The sequence below is a fragment of the Bradyrhizobium sp. SZCCHNS3016 genome (assembly GCF_032484535.1).
GTDB lineage: Bacteria > Pseudomonadota > Alphaproteobacteria > Rhizobiales > Xanthobacteraceae > Bradyrhizobium.
The window spans coordinates 119,154-137,095 of the sequence record NZ_JAUETE010000015.1; the positions used below are offsets into that span (position 1 = coordinate 119,154).

At 64.2% G+C, this 17,942-nt stretch carries 16 protein-coding genes and 1 tRNA gene; 2 read left to right on the forward strand and 15 right to left on the reverse strand.

Features of this window, described 5'->3' with window-relative positions:
- Positions 1-33: 33 nt before the first annotated feature.
- From QW881_RS25790 to rpmH, 7 genes are all read right to left on the reverse strand, one after another.
- Complete coding sequence (locus QW881_RS25790) at positions 34-1,044, reverse strand: DUF1036 domain-containing protein (RefSeq protein WP_316158849.1); 1,011 nt, start codon at positions 1,042-1,044, stop codon at positions 34-36.
- A gap of 203 nt (positions 1,045-1,247) precedes the next feature.
- The gene (gene argB, locus QW881_RS25795) at positions 1,248-2,144 is read right to left on the reverse strand and encodes an acetylglutamate kinase (protein WP_012047096.1); all 897 of its coding nucleotides are present in this window, start codon (positions 2,142-2,144) and stop codon (positions 1,248-1,250) included.
- 75 nt (positions 2,145-2,219) lie between these two features.
- Entirely contained in the window at positions 2,220-2,591 is a 372-nt protein-coding gene (locus QW881_RS25800) for a DUF423 domain-containing protein (protein ID WP_315734924.1), read from the reverse strand.
- Positions 2,588-3,247: a ribosome biogenesis GTP-binding protein YihA/YsxC gene (gene yihA / locus QW881_RS25805; protein ID WP_315753787.1), complete on the reverse strand. Its 660-nt coding sequence runs from the start codon at positions 3,245-3,247 to the stop codon at positions 2,588-2,590. Before yihA ends, QW881_RS25800 begins: the two co-directional genes overlap by 4 nt.
- 145 nt (positions 3,248-3,392) lie before the next feature.
- Complete coding sequence (gene yidC, locus QW881_RS25810) at positions 3,393-5,258, reverse strand: membrane protein insertase YidC (protein ID WP_316158848.1); 1,866 nt, start codon at positions 5,256-5,258, stop codon at positions 3,393-3,395.
- Complete coding sequence (gene rnpA / locus QW881_RS25815; protein WP_315753783.1) at positions 5,255-5,692, reverse strand: ribonuclease P protein component; 438 nt, start codon at positions 5,690-5,692, stop codon at positions 5,255-5,257. The genes yidC and rnpA overlap by 4 nt, the downstream gene beginning before the upstream one ends.
- A 31-nt stretch (positions 5,693-5,723) precedes the next feature.
- Complete coding sequence (gene rpmH / locus QW881_RS25820; protein WP_006609582.1) at positions 5,724-5,858, reverse strand: 50S ribosomal protein L34; 135 nt, start codon at positions 5,856-5,858, stop codon at positions 5,724-5,726.
- Between the two features lie 501 nt (positions 5,859-6,359).
- Between rpmH and QW881_RS25825 the strand changes: the two genes are divergently transcribed.
- Entirely contained in the window at positions 6,360-7,835 is a 1,476-nt protein-coding gene (locus QW881_RS25825) for a HAMP domain-containing sensor histidine kinase (RefSeq protein ID WP_315734920.1), read from the forward strand.
- A 269-nt stretch (positions 7,836-8,104) separates the two neighbouring features.
- Positions 8,105-8,181, forward strand: a tRNA-Arg gene (locus QW881_RS25830).
- A gap of 212 nt (positions 8,182-8,393) precedes the next feature.
- Here QW881_RS25830 and QW881_RS25835 read toward each other — a convergent pair.
- The 8 genes from QW881_RS25835 to QW881_RS25870 form a co-directional block, all read right to left on the reverse strand.
- A complete protein-coding gene (locus QW881_RS25835; protein ID WP_316158847.1) occupies positions 8,394-8,924 on the reverse strand; it encodes an NADH-quinone oxidoreductase subunit NuoB in 531 nt (176 codons plus the stop codon).
- A 14-nt stretch (positions 8,925-8,938) separates the two neighbouring features.
- Complete coding sequence (locus tag QW881_RS25840; RefSeq protein WP_315753777.1) at positions 8,939-10,450, reverse strand: NADH-quinone oxidoreductase subunit C; 1,512 nt, start codon at positions 10,448-10,450, stop codon at positions 8,939-8,941.
- Between the two features lie 5 nt (positions 10,451-10,455).
- Complete coding sequence (locus QW881_RS25845) at positions 10,456-11,904, reverse strand: hydrogenase 4 subunit F (RefSeq protein ID WP_315753974.1); 1,449 nt, start codon at positions 11,902-11,904, stop codon at positions 10,456-10,458.
- Positions 11,904-12,569, reverse strand: a complete 666-nt coding sequence (locus QW881_RS25850; protein ID WP_315715388.1) for a hydrogenase-4 component E — start codon at positions 12,567-12,569, stop codon at positions 11,904-11,906. The genes QW881_RS25845 and QW881_RS25850 overlap by 1 nt, the downstream gene beginning before the upstream one ends.
- Positions 12,570-12,571: 2 nt before the next feature.
- Entirely contained in the window at positions 12,572-13,525 is a 954-nt protein-coding gene (locus QW881_RS25855) for a respiratory chain complex I subunit 1 family protein (RefSeq protein WP_315715389.1), read from the reverse strand.
- Entirely contained in the window at positions 13,516-15,531 is a 2,016-nt protein-coding gene (gene hyfB, locus QW881_RS25860) for a hydrogenase 4 subunit B (protein ID WP_315753775.1), read from the reverse strand. Before hyfB ends, QW881_RS25855 begins: the two co-directional genes overlap by 10 nt.
- 12 nt (positions 15,532-15,543) lie before the next feature.
- Positions 15,544-15,837 carry a helix-turn-helix transcriptional regulator gene (locus tag QW881_RS25865; protein WP_315753773.1) on the reverse strand — a complete coding sequence of 98 codons (294 nt, stop codon included), beginning with the start codon at positions 15,835-15,837 and terminating at the stop codon, positions 15,544-15,546.
- Between the two features lie 452 nt (positions 15,838-16,289).
- On the reverse strand, positions 16,290-17,642 hold the full coding sequence (locus QW881_RS25870) for an integrase family protein (RefSeq protein WP_315753771.1): 1,353 nt from the start codon (positions 17,640-17,642) through the stop codon (positions 16,290-16,292).
- Positions 17,643-17,942: the final 300 nt, after the last annotated feature.

Below are 17,942 nucleotides of genomic sequence, written 5' to 3' on the forward strand. Positions count from 1 at the left end.
GTGGTGGCAACGTGGGCAACATCGATATGCCCATCACGGCAGCGCAAACCGCAGCGTCTTGCCGCCGCGGGTGATGTCGACGGCGGTGAATCCTGTGGCGGTGAAGCCGCGGCTCGGGCAGTCGCCCTGCTCTGATGTTTCGAACTTGTTCTCGCGGGTGCAGAGCTGCACCAGTCCGCCCCAGTTCAGCGGCTTGTTCTTCAGCTTGATGGTGCGGTTCTCATCGTCGACCGCCTCGGCGAAGCTGTAGACTTTCTTCGGCTGTCCGGTGATGTCGGGATGCAGGCATTTGCCGGCATCGATCCGGTACCAGCCGCGGCTGACCACGGTGCGGCCGTCGTCCGTCGCCACCGCCGCCATCACCTTGTGCGGCGTGTCGTTGCACCAGGTCAGCCCGGACGGCGCCGGCGTCTGCACCGCCTCCACCATGGTCGCGAAGAAATTCGGCTGCGACACAACGTCGGATGACAGCCCGCGGCTCTTCAGGAACGCGGCGAGCGCGGCCTGGGTCTTCGGCCCGTCAACACCGTCGATCGGCGAGGCGTCATAGCCGGCGATGCCGAGCAGCCGCTGGATGCCGGCGAGCCGCGCCTGCTCGTCGTCATATTCGGCGCTCTCGGCGAGGTAGGCGATCAGGGTGCCGTCGTCGGCCTTGGTCGGCGTCACCTGCGTGAACGGCGCCGGCGTCTGCCCGGTGCGGCACTGCCGGGCGGCTGCGATGACGAAATTGTCGGTCGCGACGCACAGCTGGTCATTGCCGTTCGCGGCGATCGGCGAGGCGCCGTACAGGCTGAGCGCGCGCGCATGCAGCAGGATGCGATCGGCGGTCATCGTCCCCTGCAGCACCACGCGACAGGTGGCCGGATCGAGCCGAAACCAGCCGCGCGTCGCGGTCGCCGCCTTCTCGTCGATGCCGATCGCGGCCTCGACGACGTAGCTCATCCGGTTGCAGAGCTTGAGGTCGGCGCGAGCGGGGGTGGCCGCGACGAGAAGGGCAAGGAGGATCGTTGACAGGGCGAGGAAGAGGCGAGTCGTGAGGGGCATTGCAGGCCCGCATATCCCCACATCGTCATGCCCGGGCTTGACCCGCCTGCGCGGCCGAAGCCGCTTCGGCGCGGCGGAGGCCCGGGCATCCACGTCTCTCTCTCCGACTTCGCCGAACGACGTGGATGGCCGGGCAGTCTGCATTGCGAAGACGCGCTCCGCGCTTTCGCCCGACCATGACGGAGAGAGTTGGCGGGAAGTGCTCACTTGTGGATCAGCGTGCCCGTGCCCTGGTTGGTGAACAGCTCGAGCAGCACGGCGTGCTGCACCTTGCCGTCCAGGATGACGACGCCCTGCACGCCCTGCTCGAGTGCGTAGATGCAGGTCTCGACCTTCGGGATCATGCCGCCGGAGATGGTGCCGTCGGCGATCAGCTTGCGCGCGTCCTTCACCGACAATTCCGGAATCAGCTTCTTCGACTTGTCGAGCACGCCGGGTACGTCGGTGAGCAGCAGGAGGCGCTTGGCCTTCAGCGCACCGGCCACGGCCCCGGCGAACGTATCGGCGTTCACGTTGAAGGTCTGGCCTTCCTTCGAAGTCGCCAGCGGTGCGAGGATCGGGATCAGCTCGTAGCCGATCAGCTGATTCAGCAGCGTCAGATCGACCTTGTCCGGCTCGCCGACGAAGCCGAGATCGACCACCTTCTCGATGTGACTGTCGGGATCGACCATGGTGCGGGTCGCCTTGACCGCGCGCACCATGTTGCCGTCCTTGCCGCACAGCCCGACGGCTTTGCCGCCGGCCTCGTTGATGTAGCCGACCAGCTGCTTGTTGATCGAGCCGGCCAGCACCATCTCGACGATCTCGATCGTCGCCGCGTCCGTGATGCGCAGGCCGGCGGCGAATTCGGAGACGATGCCGAGGCGCTTGAGCATGGTCGCGATCTGCGGGCCGCCGCCATGCACCACCACCGGATTGATCGCGGTCTGCTCCAGCAGCACGATGTCGCGCGCGAACGCTTTCGCGGTGTCCTCGTCGCCCATGGCGTGGCCGCCATATTTGATGACGATGGTTTCGTCGTCGTACTCCTGCATGTGCGGGAGCGCTTCGGACAGGATGCGGGCCTGATCGAGCGGGCTGATGGTGGTCGCGTCGGTCATGTCTGGGAGGTCTCGGCTGTCGGGGGCGTCGCGCCGCGTTCTAGCCGATTGCCGCCCGCGGCGCAAAGCGCCGGATCACGCCCGCCGCGGCCACAGCGCGCAGACCGCGAGTGCGAGCCAGCTCGCGATCTGCAAGCTACCGCCGATCGGCGCCGCAAACGGAAACAGCCGATCGCCGGTGAACTGCCGCATCAGGAGGTCGCCGGCGAACAGGGCCGGGCCGAGCACGAAGCCGATCGCCGTGATCAGGCCGATGCGCCGATGAACCACGCCGCGCTCTGCCAGAGCGATGGTGCCGAGCAGGGCGCAGGCGTGGAACAGCAGCATGGTGGAGGCGGTCGCGAGCCGCGATGCATCGGGCTCGTGCGCGGCCTTGGCCGCCAGCGCGACGCCGGCGGCGCCCATCAGCCCGGCCATTGCGACCAGGATTCGCCACGGCGTCATCATGCGCTCCGCTCTTCCAGCAGCCGCACCATGGCGGCACGCAGCTCCGGCATGCCGGTGCCCGATCGTGACGACGTCGCCAGCACTTGAGGAAACGCCGCCGGATGCTTGGCGAGCGCGGCCTCGGTCTCGGCGATCCGGCTTGCGAGCTCAGCCGGCTTGATCTGGTCGGCCTTGGTCAGGACGAGCTGATAGCTGACGGCGGACCGGTCCAGCGTCTTGAGGATCTCCTGATCGACCTCCTTCAGCCCATGACGGGCATCGATCAGCACATAGACGCGGGCGAGCGAGGCGCGGCCGAGCAGGAATTTGTGGATCAGCTCGGTCCAGGACGCGACCTTGGTCTTCGCCGCGGCGGCATATCCATAGCCGGGCATGTCGACCAGCCGCAGCGGCGCATGCTCGGGCCCCTCGAAGAAGATCAGCTCCTGGGTGCGACCCGGCGTATGCGAGGTGCGCGCCAGCGCGTTCTGGCCGGTCAGTGCGTTGATCAGGCTGGACTTGCCGACATTGGAGCGGCCGGCGAACGCGACTTCGAGGCTTCCCATCGGCGGCAGGCTCTCGATCGAGGGCGAGGCGTGGGTGAAGCGCCACGATTGAGCGAACAGCTTGCGGCCTTTTTCGATCAGGCGCTCGTCGGTGTCGTGGCTGGTGGTCATGACAAGGCCTCGCTCTTCGTCATGCCCAGGCTTGACCCGGGCATCCACGCCCATTGCGCGGGATATCAAAACGTGGATGGCCGGGACAAGCCCGGCCATGACGGTAGACGTTTCGTTGCTTCAGCGGCTCACGCCGCCTTACTCGTCACGCTACTTTTTTTTTGAACGTGCCGCGGATGTTGTCGAACAGCTCCACCTTCACGCCGTTGCGGCGCATGATGAAGCCCTGCTGCAGCACCGACAGCGTGTTGTTCCAGGCCCAGTAGATCACGAGGCCGGCCGGGAAGCCCGCGAGCATGAAGGTGAAGATCAGCGGCATCCAGTTGAAGATCATCGCCTGGGTCGGATCCGGCGGCGTCGGGTTCAGCTTCATCTGGAACCACATTGTGATGCCCATGATGATCGGCCAGATGCCGAGCGCCAGGTAGTGGCCGAACAGCGGCAGCTGGGTCGGGTCGAACGGGATCAGGCCGAACAGCGTGAACAGGTTGGTCGGATCCGGCGCCGACAGGTCCTTGATCCAGCCATAGAACGGCGCGTGCCGCATCTCGATGGTGACGAACAGCACCTTGTAGAGCGAGAAGAACACCGGGATCTGCAGCACGACCGGAAGACAGCCGGCGACCGGGTTGATCTTCTCCTTCTTGTAGATCTCCATCATCTCCTGCTGCTGCTTCATCCGGTCGTCCGGATAGCGCTCCTTGAGCGCCTGGAGCTGCGGCTGGATCGCCTTCATCTTCGCCATCGAGGCGTAGGACTTGTTGGCGAGCGGGAAGAACAGGAGCTTCACCAGCACCGTCACCAGCAGGATCGAGATGCCGAAATTGCCGAAGAAGCGGAAGAAGAAATCCAGCGCCAGGAACATCGGCTTGGTCAGGAAGTAGAACCAGCCCCAGTCGATCAGGAGATCGAAATGGTTCAGCCCGAGCTGCTGGTTGTAGCCGCCGAGGCCGCCGATCGGGAAGTTGATGCCGACGACGCCGGCCTCCTTGGCGCCGGCGAACAGCCGCGTGGAGACGCTGGCCGAGCCGCCAGCCGGTACCGTCTGCGGGGTCTCGACATAGTCCGTCTGGTAGCGATGCTGGTTGTCGACCAGCTTCGACGAATAGTTCGCCTGCAGGCGGGCATCCGTCATCGGCAGCAGCGCGGCCGCCCAATATTTGTCGGTGATGCCGAGCCAGCCATTGTTGACGTCGAACTTCGCCGCCTTCTCGTCGTCCATCTTCTTGTAGGTGAATTCCTGCAGGCCCTTTTCGCCGAGATAGCCGATCAGGCCTTCATGCAGGATGTAATAGCCCGAGACTTGCGGCGTGCCATGACGCGAGATCAGGCCGTAGGGATACAGCGTCACCGGCGCATTGCCGGCGTTGGTGACGTCGTCCTTGATGGTGAAGAGATAGTGGTCGTCCACGGAAATGGTGCGCTGGAAGGTCAGGCCGTCGCCGTTGGTGAAGGTCAGCTTCACCGGGGTCGAGGGCGTCAGCGCGTTGGAGCCGTCCTGCTGCCACATCGTGCTCTGGTCCGGCACCTGCACCTTGGCGCCGGCGGCGTTGACCCAGCCGAACTCGGCGTAATAGGGCTCGGCGGTGTTGGACGGCGAGAACAGCACGATCGCCGGCGATTTCGGATCGACCGTCTCGCGGTACTTCACGAAAGCCAGATCGTCGATGCGCGCGCCCTTCAGCGAGATGCTGCCGGTCAGCCGCGGCGTGTCGATCTTGACGCGCGGGGTGGCGGCGATGGCGGTGTCGCGCGGCATCACGCCTGTGCTGATCACGGCCCCGCCCGGTGCGCTCGGGCTGCCGGTTGCGGAAGCGCCCGGCTGCGGGGTGGCAGACGGAGCGGTGCTGTCGGGCTGCGTTGCCGGCGCCTGCTTCTTGGCGAGCTCGGCCTGCAGTTGGGCCTGCGCGCGCTGCTTCTCCATCTGCGGTCCGTTGTAGAAGACCTGCCACAGGATCAGCACGAGGCCGGACAGAATGACGGCGAGGATGGTGTTGCGATTGTCGGTCATCGTTTTCTTATCGTCTCGTCGTTCAATCCGGTTTTGCGGGAATGCGCGTCCGGTGCGGGAGCGTTTCGCTGATCCGCATCCGACGGCTTGCGCGGCTGCGGCTTGGCCTGCGGCCGGTCGAGGCGGCGGAGCGTCGCCTGGAGGTCGGCGAGCATGGTCTGGAAGTCGCGTGACAGGGCATCCCGCCGGCCGACCAGCACGTAATCACTGTGCGGCCGCATCGACAGGGGATCGAGCCGTTTCACAAGCTCGCGCAACCGCCGACGGATGCGATTACGCTCCGTGGCGGTGCCATTCTTCTTGGTGACGGTAAAGCCGATCCGGATCGGGCCCTGGTCCGGCCGTTCCCGGCGCTGGACCCCGAAGGCAGGGCTGTTCGCCCGCACGCCATCGGCAACGGCGAGGAAGTCCGCCCGCTGCCGCAGCCGATCCATGATGGAAATCTCCGGGACAGACGCCCTGGCTTCAGGCGCTGAGACGCTTGCGGCCCCGGGCGCGACGCGCGGCAAGGACCTTGCGGCCGCCGGTGGTGGCGAGACGGGCGCGGAAGCCGTGACGGCGCTTGCGCACCAGTTTGCTGGGTTGATAAGTCCGCTTCACGGGTCGTTCTCCGCTGCCGGGCAATTTGCCAGTTGACAACTTGCCTGCTTGAAATGTCGATTGATGTCCGGTGATGCTTCCGGGCCCGAAATGGACCGCTGCCGGCCCTGAAATCGAGCCGCTCCCGGGCGGGCCGGGTCATCGCGGACGGTTGGCGCGGCTTATAAGGGAGCGTCCCGCCTTCGTCAATCGCGGCAAGGCGTCCTAGGCGGTGCAGGCGATCGACGGCGCCGAGATCTCGTAAAGACCTTCGTCACCGGCCGTGCGTCGGCGGGGCGAATGAGACGAAGCAAGACGAGAACGCAAGCCCCTGGGCGCAAGACGAGGGCAAGAATAGCCTCGGCACGGCGGGGTTGAAGACGTCAGAGGTCGTGCAGTTCTGGGTTCCATTATGAACGATTTGGAAACCGGAACATGAGCGATCCGTAATTTGACCGGACTCCGGTGCAGTCCCATCTTGCGGTCCCGTAAGGGTGGGGGTGTCTCTTACAAGGGCGATACGTGACCGAGAGCGACAACCAGCCAATCCTGGAGCGCCTGCGACCGAAAAGGTCGCGCCGGCTCGGCTTGTCTGGAAAGCTGCTGCTGTTGACCATTCCGCTGGTGATGATCGCGGAGGTGCTGATCTACGTGCCGGCGATCGCCAATTTCTGGACCAACCGGCTCAACGATCGCCTGGCGGCCGCCAATACCGCTGCGCTGGTGCTCGATGCGGCGCCGTCCGGCATGGTGCCGGATTCGCTGGCGCGGCAGATCCTCACCTCCATCAACGCGCGCGGCGTCGCCATCAAGATGGGCCAGCAGCGCCGCCTGCTCGCCAGCGCCGACCTGCCCGCCTCGATCGACCACGACTTCGACATGCGCGACATGACGGTGTGGTCGTCGATCGTGAACTCGCTGACGATGATGACAGAGACCGGCGATCACACCATGCGCGTGATCGGGCCGTCGCCGGGCCGCGCCCAGTTCATCGAGGTCGTGACCGACGAGAAGCCGTTGCGCAAGGCGATGTATCGCTTCTCGCGCAATCTGCTCGGCGTGTCGCTGCTGCTGGCGGTGCTGACCGCGGCGCTGGTCTATCTTGCTCTGCATTTCCTGTTCGTGCGGCCAATGCGGCGCCTCACCGCGAGCCTCGTCGGCTTCCACGAAAATCCGGAGAGCGTGGCGCGAATCATCGTGCCGAGCCAGCGTTCCGACGAGATCGGCGTCGCCGAGCGCGAGCTCGCCGACATGCAGCGCGACCTCGTCTCGATGCTGCATCAGAAGAGCCGGCTCGCCGCCCTCGGCCTCGCCGTGTCCAAGATCAACCATGACCTCCGCAACCTGCTGGCCTCGTCGCAACTGCTGTCGGACCAGCTCGCCAGCGTTCCCGATCCGCGGGTGCAGCGCTTCGCGCCGAAGCTGATGCGCTCGCTGGAGCGCGCCATCGCGTTCTGCCAGTCGACGCTGTCCTACGGCAAGGTGCAGGAGCCGGCGCCGGACCGCCGCATGGTGGCGGTCGAGCAGGTGGTGGCGGAGGTGCGGGAGACCGCTGGCCTGTCGCCGGATGCCTCGATCACCTGGATCGCGGCGATCGAGCGCGGGCTGAAGATCGATGCTGATCCGGACCAGCTGTTCCGCGTGCTGCTCAACCTGGTGCGCAATGCCGCCCAGGCCTTGGACAGCCTCGCGGCGGATGCCGGCGTGCGCCAGATCCGCATCACCGGCCGCCGCGAGGGCGGGGTGGCGATTCTGGAGGTCTCGGACACGGGTCCCGGCGTTCCGGCGAAGGTGCGAGAGCACCTGTTCGAGGCCTTCCGCGGTGCCGGTCGTCCGGGCGGCTCGGGGCTGGGCCTTGCGATCGCGGCCGAGCTGGTCCGGGCCCACGATGGCGACATCCAACTGGTCGAAGGGACCCTGGGGGCCACCTTCCGAATCACGATTCCCGACCGCCCTGTCGAGCTGCAGACCTTCTGGACCGAGCGCGCCAGCGCCTGAACCGGACCGGCCTCACCTGCCATTCCGGGGCGATGCCGCAGGCGTCGAGCCCGGAACTCCGGGCGTGCCGGAACGAAGCCCGTCCGCTCCGGCCCTACCGAACCGCGCCAGCGCGTCTGCGGAAAAATGGTCGCAAAATGTCCCGCTCCAGCCTTGCCAAGCGGTCTGCGAGCCGTTAGTCAGAGGCCCTTCGCGAGGCCTGCCGGCATTTGCCGCCCCGGCCTTCCGGGATCCGGCCCCTGGCCCGGAGCCTGCCAAACGCGAAAAACGCGCCCGTAGCTCAGCTGGATAGAGCATCAGACTACGAATCTGAGGGTCGGACGTTCGAATCGTTCCGGGCGCGCCATTCAAATCAATAGCTTAGCCAAGATCACCGTTTGAGATTTGAAAACTAAAACGGTTTTTCAAACGGTTTTGGTGTGTAACGTCCATGCTTGTGGACGGTGCCGCTCCTGGCAAAAAGATTGCGTCCAGATCGGAGAATTAACGGGAGTTCGAATCCCGCCCTCTCCGCCAATGCCTCTGAGGTCCTATAAATCATCGAAGCCGTCGAGATAGCTACGGCGTGATGGCCGAAGCAACGCGTTCGAGAAGAGCCAGTAGCCCGCGGAGAATTTCGAGCGGAGCGGGCGGGCACCCCGGGACATGCAGATCGACCGGCACGACCTCTCCCACGCCCCCCACCACGGCATAGCTGCCGGCGAAGCACCCGCCGTCGCGGGCGCAGTCGCCCACGGCCACGACCCACTTCGGATTTGGCGTTGCGTTGTAGGTCCGCTCCAGCGCCATGCGCATGTTCTTCGTCACCGGCCCAGTCACCAGCAGCACGTCCGCGTGGCGCGGTGAGGCGACGAAGCGGAGGCCGAAGCGTTCGAGATCGTAATAGGCGTTGTTGAGTGCATGAATTTCCAGCTCGCAGCCGTTGCAGGAGCCGGCGTCGACTTCGCGGATCGACAGCGACCGGCCAAGGCGTCGGCGGGCCGCCCGCTCCAGCGCAGCGCCCACTTCTGCAAATGCCCGGTCGTCGGCCGACGGCGCCGGCTCCGTTAACGGCATCTGCACGAGACTCTGGAACAGCAGCTTTCTCATCTGGATGGGCGTCCCTAGAGGTCGTGGCCCGAGTAGGAGCAGTTGAACGATTTGTTGCAGAGCGGGAAATCGGCAACGATGTTGTCTTGGATCGCGGCCTCCAGCAGCGGCCATTGGAACCAGGAAGGGTCACGCAGATGGCAGTGCGCAATGCTGTTGTCGGCATTGAGCGCGAGCCAGACCAGGATGTCGCCGCGAAAACCCTCCACCAGCGCCATGCCCTCGCGAGCCTCTCCGGCCATGGGCAGATCGATCCGCGACTCGCCCTGCGGCATCCGCTCCAGCAATTGGGTGACGAGCCTTAGACTCTGCTCGATCTCGCGAACGCGAATCCACACCCGCGCGTTGACGTCGCCGGCCTCAAGCACAGGAATCTCGAAGGCGAGCTTGTCATAGGGCGCGTAGGCAAGATGCTTGCGCGCGTCGAAGGCGCGGCCCGATGCGCGGCCGATGAAGCCGCCGGGCGCGTATTGACGGGCGAGATCGACCTTCACCGTGCCCGTGTTGACGGTGCGATCCTGGAGCGAGGCCGTGTTGTCGTAGAGTTCGACGAGGGCTGGGAAGCGTGCCTGGATATCGCTCACCAGCGATCGGATCGCCTGGATGCCATCCTGGTTGATATCGGTCGCAACGCCGCCGGGCAGGATCAAGTCGCGCATCAGGCGGTGCCCGAAAACATTGCCCGCGCCGCGCAGCACCTTCTCGCGCAACACGCCGCAATGGGCCAGCATCAGGGCGAAGGAAGCGTCGTTGCAGATTGCGCCGAAATCGCCGAGATGATTGGCGAGACGCTCCAGCTCCGCCATCAGCGCGCGCAGATGGTGCGCGCGCGGCGGAACTTCCACCCCCAACGCAGCCTCCACCGCGCGCGCGAACGCCAGTCCGTAGGCGACTGTGCTGTCACCGGAGGCGCGCGCTGCGAGCTTGCCCGCCTTCGCAAGGTTCGCGCCCGCAATCAGGCCCTCGATACCCTTGTGCACATAGCCGAGCCGAGGCTCTAACCGCACCACGGTCTCGCCGTTGGCGGTGAAGCGGAAGTGGCCGGGCTCGATGATGCCGGCATGGACCGGGCCGACCGGAATCTGATGCAGGCCGGCGCCTTCGACAGGAAGGAACGCATAGGTCTTGTCGATCGGCGTCGGCTCGGGCTTCGCAGCGAGCGGATGCCGCAGGCCCCAATTGCCGTGATCGAGCCAGGCGCGCGGGTCCGGCAGGCCTTGCGGCTCCAGGCCGCGGAGATCGCGGATGGTCCGCTCCAGCCGAAGTGCCGGTGGGTGGTGCAGACCGACCGACGGATAGCGGCGGGTCGGGCAATCGAGCGTGATGATGCCGACCACAGTCTTCGGCGCATCGAGCAGCGCCATGTGAACGCGATCCGCCTCGCCCCAAAGGCCGAGCAGTTCCCAGTCGGCGCCGGCAAGTCCCGCGATCGCCTCGTTCCAGGTCGCGACGCCGACGACGGCGCGCGGCCAGGGACAGGGGTTCGATGCAAGCTCGCCATGGCGCAGGAGTTCGTCGAGGCCCATTGCGATCACCCCAGAATATCGGCGACGTGCCGGAACCACGTGACCAGCGTGGGCGGGAGGAAGATTCCGGCGATCAGCACGAGACCGAAATGCACGATCATCGGCATGTAGGAGGCATCCGATGGTGCAGTGCTCCCGGTCGGCACGCCAAAGGCGATACCGTTGAGATGATAGAACAGCGCGCCGAGCGCGAGCAGGATGCCGAACACGAGCGGGATGGCAAGCAGTGGCTCGCGCGCGATGGTTGAGGTCACGACCAGGAATTCGCTCATGAAGACGCCGAACGGCGGCAATCCGGCGATGGCCACGACACCGATCACGAGGCTCCAGCCAAGCGCCGGATGGGTCGCGGTCAGGCCGCGGATATCGGCGATCTTCTGCGTGTCCTTGATCTGCGCGACATGGCCAACGGCAAAGAAGATTCCCGACTTGGTAAGGCTGTGCATCACCATGTGCAGCAGCCCCGCAAAATTGGCGACCGGGCCGCCCATCCCGAAGGCAAAGGTGATGATCCCCATGTGCTCGATCGAGGAATAGGCGAACAGGCGTTTGATGTCGCGCCGCCGGTAGAGCATGAAGGCGGCGAACACCAGCGATACCAGACCGAGTGTCACCATCAGGGGTCCAGGAGCCACCGCGCTCGGATTGGCTGCCAGCACGATCTTGAAACGAAGCACTGCGTAGAGTGCGACGTTGAGCAGGAGGCCGGACAACACCGCGGAGATCGGCGTCGGCCCTTCCGCATGCGCATCCGGCAGCCAGGCGTGCAGCGGCGCCAACCCCACCTTGGTGCCGTAGCCGAGCAGCAGGAATATGAAGGCGACGTTGATCAGCGCCGGATCGAACTGCGAGGCATGCGCGACCAGCACCGTCCAGACCATGCCGTTGATGCCTTCGCCCACCACGGGGAGCGCAGCCATGTAGACCAGGATGGTGCCGAACAGCGCGAGCCCGATGCCGACGCTGCCGAGAATGAAATATTTCCAGGCGGCTTCGAGCGCTTCATGGGTGCGGTAGATGCCGACCATCAGCACGGTCGTCAGCGTCGCCAGTTCGATGCCGACCCACATCAAGCCGATATTGTTGGCGGTCAGCGCGAGATTCATCCCGCCCATCATGACCTGGAACATGGCGTGGTAGAAACGCAAGTATGCAGGCGTCAGCCGCCCGGTCGCCAGCTCGTGGCCGATATAGCTTGCCGAAAACACGCTGGTGGTGAAGCCGACGAAGGTATTGAGCACGATGAACGCGATGTTGAGTTCATCGACGAACAGGTAAGAGCCGGGCTGGATGTGATCGGCGAAGAACATCGAGAGCGAGGCCGCGAAGGTCAACCCCGACGCCAGCACGTTGAGGCCCGCCGACAGCCGATAGCCGGGAAGCAGGGCCAGCACAGCGGCCGAGACGACCGGAATGACGGTGACGAGGACGACGCCCTCGTTGGTGGACAACATCATCGGCGCTCTCCGCGAAAGCGATCCAGCGCCTGGACATCGACGGTATCGAAGCGCTCGCGGATCCGGAACAGGAAGACGCCGATCACGAAGAAGGCGATCAGGATCGAGAAGGCGACGCTGATCTCGACCACCAGCGGCATGCCGCGCGCGCCGGTGCCTGCGAGCACCAGCCCGTTTTCGAGCGACATGAAGCCGACCACCTGGCTCACAGCGTTACGCCGGCTCACCATCATCAACAGGCCGAGCAGTACGACCGCCAGCGCGAAGGCGAGGTCCTCGCGCGCGAGCGGATCGGCGGCGGGGGTGACCTTCAGCATGACCGTCATTGAGAGCGCGACCAGTCCCATGCCGGTCAGCATGGTCGTTCCGGAGCCGATCACGGTTTCGATCTCGCGATGGATGCCGAGCCGCTGGATGATGCGATGCAGCCCGACCGGCACGACCACGGCCTTGAAGACCAGCGCGATCATGGCGGTGACATAGAGATGCGGCGCGCTCTGGACGTGGGCCTGCCAGGCGACCGACATCGCGAGCAGCACGGCCTGGAGCGCAAAGGCGTTGAGCAGGGCATAGAGCCGGTGCTGTGTGATCATCAGGAAGCTGACCAGCAACAGGCTGCCCGCCAACAGGTGCGCGACGTCGAATGTCAGTCCGTGCGCCATTGCTAGAGGCTCCTCGATACGAACAACAGCAGCGTGCCGAGCAGGCCGAGCATCAAGGCAGCGCCGATGAAATCCGGTAGGCGGAACACCCTCATCTTCGCAATGGCGGTCTCGAACACGCCGAGCAGAAAGCCGAACACAGTGAGCTTGGCGAGATAGCCGGTGAATCCGGTCAGATGGCTTGCGGTGCTCGCGCTGGGCGCAGCCAGCGTCCACGGCACGAAGATGCAGCCGATCAGCGAGATGTAGAGCAGCAGCTTGACCGCGGCGGCGAGTTCGATCATGGCGAGGTGGCGACCTGAATATTCCAGCACCATGGCTTCATGCACCATGGTGAGTTCGAGATGGGTCGCCGGGTTGTCGACCGGAACGCGGCCGTTTTCGGCGATGGCGACGATGATCAGCCCGACCATCGCAAGGCCCAGCGAGACACGCAGGCCGACGCCCGAGGCGAACAGATCGGCCACGGCCGAGAGCTGCGTCGAGTGCGCGACCAGCGCCATGGTGAAGACGACCAGCAGCATGGCCGGCTCGGCGAGCGAGGCGATCATCATTTCCCGGCTCGCCCCGATGCCGCCGAAGGCGGTGCCGATATCCATGCCGGCGAGCGCGAGGAAAAACCGCGCGCTGGCGAGCAGCGCGATGATGGCGATGAGGTCCGCGGACCAGCTGAACAGCAAACCCTTGGCGAAGGTCGGCACCAGCGCGGCGGCGACCCAGGTCGCCGCGAAGATCAGATAGGGCGCGACGCGGAATATCCACGAGGCATTGTCCGCGACCACGACCTCCTTCTTCAGGAGCCGTAGGATATCGCGATAGGGCTGCACGATCGGCGGGCCGCGGCGGCGCTGGAGACGCGCCTTCACCTTGCGGATGAAGCCGGTCAGCAGCGGCGCCGCCAGCAGCACCAGCATCATCTGCGAGACCTGAACGAGAAGGGCGGAGATCAGCTCCATATCGCCAGCACCAGCAAGAGCAGCACGAGGGAGAGGAAGACAAGACTGAGGTAGCGGCGGATGGTGAGGAATTGCAGTTTGTTGAGCTGGAGCGCGGCGCGTTCGACGGCGCCGGCAACCGGCTCGTAGAGCCAGTCCCACACCGGATCGGCGATCGTCAGTGTGAAGCGGGCGGCGCGTGTGTCGCCGGGCGCGGGCATGGTGACCTCTTCACTCGTAAAAGGAGTCCGCGCCAGGAACACGCGGCGGATAGGCTGGGCAAAGCTCGAGCCGGAATATTGCGTCAGCGGACTGGGATCGGGAAAGCCGCAATCCCATGCCGGGCCGCGGCGGATCGCGTGCGAGGCGAAGCGGTGGATGGCCCACACCGCCAGCAGCGCGGACGTGGCGATGAAGAGAAAGACGAGCAAGCCGTTATAGGAGCTGCCGGTTTCGGCCTCCGGCACGATCGTGAGCCAGGGCCGGCTTCCCTGCGTCGTCAGCGCCGTGCCGGCAAGCTGGTGCGTGATCGGGGCGATGGCATCGATGATGAAGCCCGGAACGATGCCGGTGATCAGGCAGAGCAAGGCAAGTGTCGCCATGGCCGAGAGCGAGAAGCGGTCCACCTCCGTTGCTTGTCCCGCTTCCGTGCTGCGTGGACGGCCGAGGAAGGTGATACCGAAGGCCTTGACGAAGGTCGCGCCCGCCAGCGCTGCTGCGAGCGCGAGCAGGCCGCCTGCCGCCGGGACCATGACCTTCAGCAACCATCGCGCCAGGTCGGGACTCTGAAGCACGGCCTGGAAGGTTAGCCATTCCGATACGAAACCGTTCAGTGGCGGCAGCGCCGAGATCGCCATGCAGCCGACCAGGAACAGGAAGCTCGTCACCGGCATGCGGTGGATCAATCCGCCGAGACGATCCATGTCGCGCTCGCCGGTTGCGGTCAGCACCGCGCCGGCGCCGAAGAACAGCAGGCTCTTGAAGAGGGAATGGTTGAGCACGTGCAACAAGGCCGCCGTTATGGCCAGCGCGGCCGCCGCATTCATGCCGTCGGCTCGGAACGACAGCGCGAGGCCGAGCCCGATGAAGACGATGCCGATATTTTCAATGGTCGAATAGGCGAGCAGCCGCTTGGCGTCGTCCTGCATCAGGGCCTGCAACACGCCGAGGACTGCGCTCAGGCTGCCGATCGCGAGCAGTAGCGCGCCCGACCACCAGGGCAGGTCGCCGGCAAGATCGAACACGATGCGGATGAAGGCGTAGATCGCGACCTTCGTCATCACGCCGCTCATCAGAGCCGAAACGTGACTTGGCGCCGCCGGATGCGCAAGCGGCAGCCAGGCATGCAGCGGCACCAGCCCGGCCTTAGATCCTGCACCGATCAGGACCAGCACGAGGACCATCGCAGCCGTCAGCGGCGTTCGCACGCCATGTCTGATCGTCTCGAAGTCGTAACTGCCGCCCGGCCCGGCGAGCAGGCCGAGGGCGAGCAGGAGCGCGAGCGTGCCGAGGCTCGCCATGATCAGATACACGTAGCCGGCGCGCCTGTTCTCGGGATCGCGATGATGCGCGATTACGAGCGCCCAGGAGGCCAGTGACATGAACTCCCAGGACAACAGATAGCTGAAGGCATCAGCCGCCAGCAGGACCAGATTCATTCCGGCGAGGAAGGCCGGAAAGAACGGCAGCACGCGATGCGGCTCCTCCGCGTGCGCGCCGTAGCCGAGCGCGTAGAGACTTGCCACGGCGCCGCCGATATTCACGACAACGAGAAAAAAGGCCGAGAGCGCATCGATCGCGAAGTGTGCGCCGATCCAGGGCAGGCCGAGCGGCAGAACGAGGTCAGTCGGAGCGCCGGCATGGCCGGCAAGCGCGAGAAGCGAAAAAACCGTCGCCGCGCTGCACAGCGCCAGCATGGCGCCGTAGATGATGCGAGTCGCCGCATACTTGTGCGAGATGGCTACCGCCAACAGCGCAACCCCCAACATCGCCGCTGCGCAGAGCATGAGGAATGCAACGACACTCATCTGAATTGGATCCTATGCCCTCTTCGCCATACCCTTCACGTGGCGCGAGTCGGAGAGTGCGGGCTCCTTGAGCCTGACTCCGCGGCCTCCGGTCTGACTGGCTGCTCCGTCGCCGATCAGTTCAATACCGCTCTGGTTCAGCGCCTCGATCAATTTCATCAAGGAATCGACGTTGCCGCGCACGACGCCTTCGCTCGCTTCCATACGCTGGATCGTGGGGACCGAAAGGCCAGACAGTTCGGCAAGCTGGCGCTGGTCGATGTCAAGAAGCGCCCTGGCCGCGCGGAGCTGTGCTGCGGTGATCATCGTCGAGATGCCAGTACTGATACTTGGTACATCAATACTGCACGTAAAAGTGCTAGCTGCTTGATCAATTATACCAAGGAAGTTGTTTTGTATAGCTATATTGATGTTCGAGACCTCAATTGCCGAGGACTTTGTCCCAGGCGTCAACGCATTGGAGGGTGCGTATTGCAGGCCGCCATTGGTCGACACGCTTGATGGATTTTCGGCGATGATGGATTATTGGCAGAACAGGTCGTTGTCGGGGGCGAAACCCTATTGTCCGGCCGTAGCTCAATTGGCGAGTTTGGGTCGGGGAAGAACGAAAATGCGTTCTCTTTCAATGGAGATTGACTGATACTCTCTCCGCCACAGGGGAGCTTGTGCCGTCATCTATGCAGAAGAGTGGATCGCTACACGTTTCGCGCGTCTAGGAGCCGACACTAGGCACCTTTCTCCCACGGAGCGCGCTCTTGCTATTCCGCGATCGCTGAATTCAGCCCTTGTTGCCCGTGAATGTCGTCAGCGATAGCATGGGCACGTGGGTCGAGGAGTTGCGAGTCGGTGGATTTTGGCCACCGACGGATACTTGGGCTATTCGCATTCAATGCCGCAAATACCGTACTGCTGATCGCTTGTTGTTGGCGTCGTAGGTGCTCCAGCAGCTTAGGGCGAGTGATGTAGCCTGCGTTCACGCCGGGAATTGCGTGGTTCATCAGCAGCTTTGCATCGAACTCCGACACGCCGGCGGCGGCGATGGTGCGAAAGCTCTGCCGTAGATCGTTACCCCGTTTCGACAGCGTGGCCCGATCTTCTTTCTGCTCGACGATGTGCCCCGACACGCTGTCGGCCGGGAATATCCATTGGCGGGCGTGCGACGGATGCATCTGATGTCCGAAGCGCATGACTCGGATCAGGCAGCAGATCATTTCCCGAGATAGAGGAATGTCGAAGGCCCGCTTCGCGCCGCCCTTGGGCTTCGGAATGTGCAGGATCCGTCTCTTGAAATCGATATTGCCCGGAGTGGTTTCCTGCAACGCGGTGGGCCGACATCCCGAAAGCAGCGTGAAGAGATGGAATTCACGGCGGATCGGATTGTCCAAAGCCGACAATTCGGAAAACCAGGCCCTCAGATCACCGGGCTCCATTCCGGTGTCGCGTCGCTTTTCTCCATTCCAGTCGATAGCCCCGACGGGATTATCGGGCGGCAAGGTCTTGTTGGCTTTGCGGGCGTGGGAATAGATGGCCCGGAGAGTGCGCATGCTTCCATTCGCAATATATGGCCCGTTCTCCTTGGTGATCTCGTCATGTCTCTCGACCACCTTTGCAGGGTGGCGGCCCAAATCTTCCAATGGCGTATCGAACCATTTGATGAAGATTCGTTCCACGTGATCCCGATAGCTCTCGATTGTGCGCTCGCTACGGCCTTTCCTAATCATGTGGGCGTCGCGATATCGCTCCCACGCTTGCCTGAGCGTGATGCCGCCGGATTGATGCGCGGTCGGGCTATCCCCGCTGGCCGCGACGCGACTCGGTTTCGACCCGGCCTTGGGATGCTGACCCCGGCTTATCTGAGCAAGATATTCCTTGGCAGTCGCTCGGGCCGTCCTTGTCGAGAGTTCTTTGACGTCGCCGATTGCGACCCGGATCGACGTCGCTCGCTTGCCGTCCTCGCGAAGGTCGCCTTGGACGGTAAAGGTTCGTTTCCGCTTTCCGACGACGACGAAGAAGCCCTTCAGTTCGGTGTCGCGCGCCAGATACCAGCCCTTCCTCGGGGTCGGCAGGCGAGCGATTTCTTTGTCGGTCAGCAGGAGGCGGACATCGGCCATCGGAGCGCTCCGAAACTAAAACGGTTTTTCAAACGGTTTTGGCAAATCTGGGAGTTCGACGGTTCGACCCCGACCTTGTAGGAGGATGTGCGATAAAAGGCTCGAAATTAAGGACTTTTGCGTCTATCGTTGCGCTGTGGCGTACAGTCGGATAGCGTGGCGAAGCAATGTTTTTGAACTACGAATCTGAGGGGCGGACGTTCGAATCGTTCCGGGCGCGCCATTCAAATCAGGCACTTTGCCGAAATGACCGTTTGAGAATCGAAGACGAAAAGCGGTTCTTCAGACAGTGAACGCTGA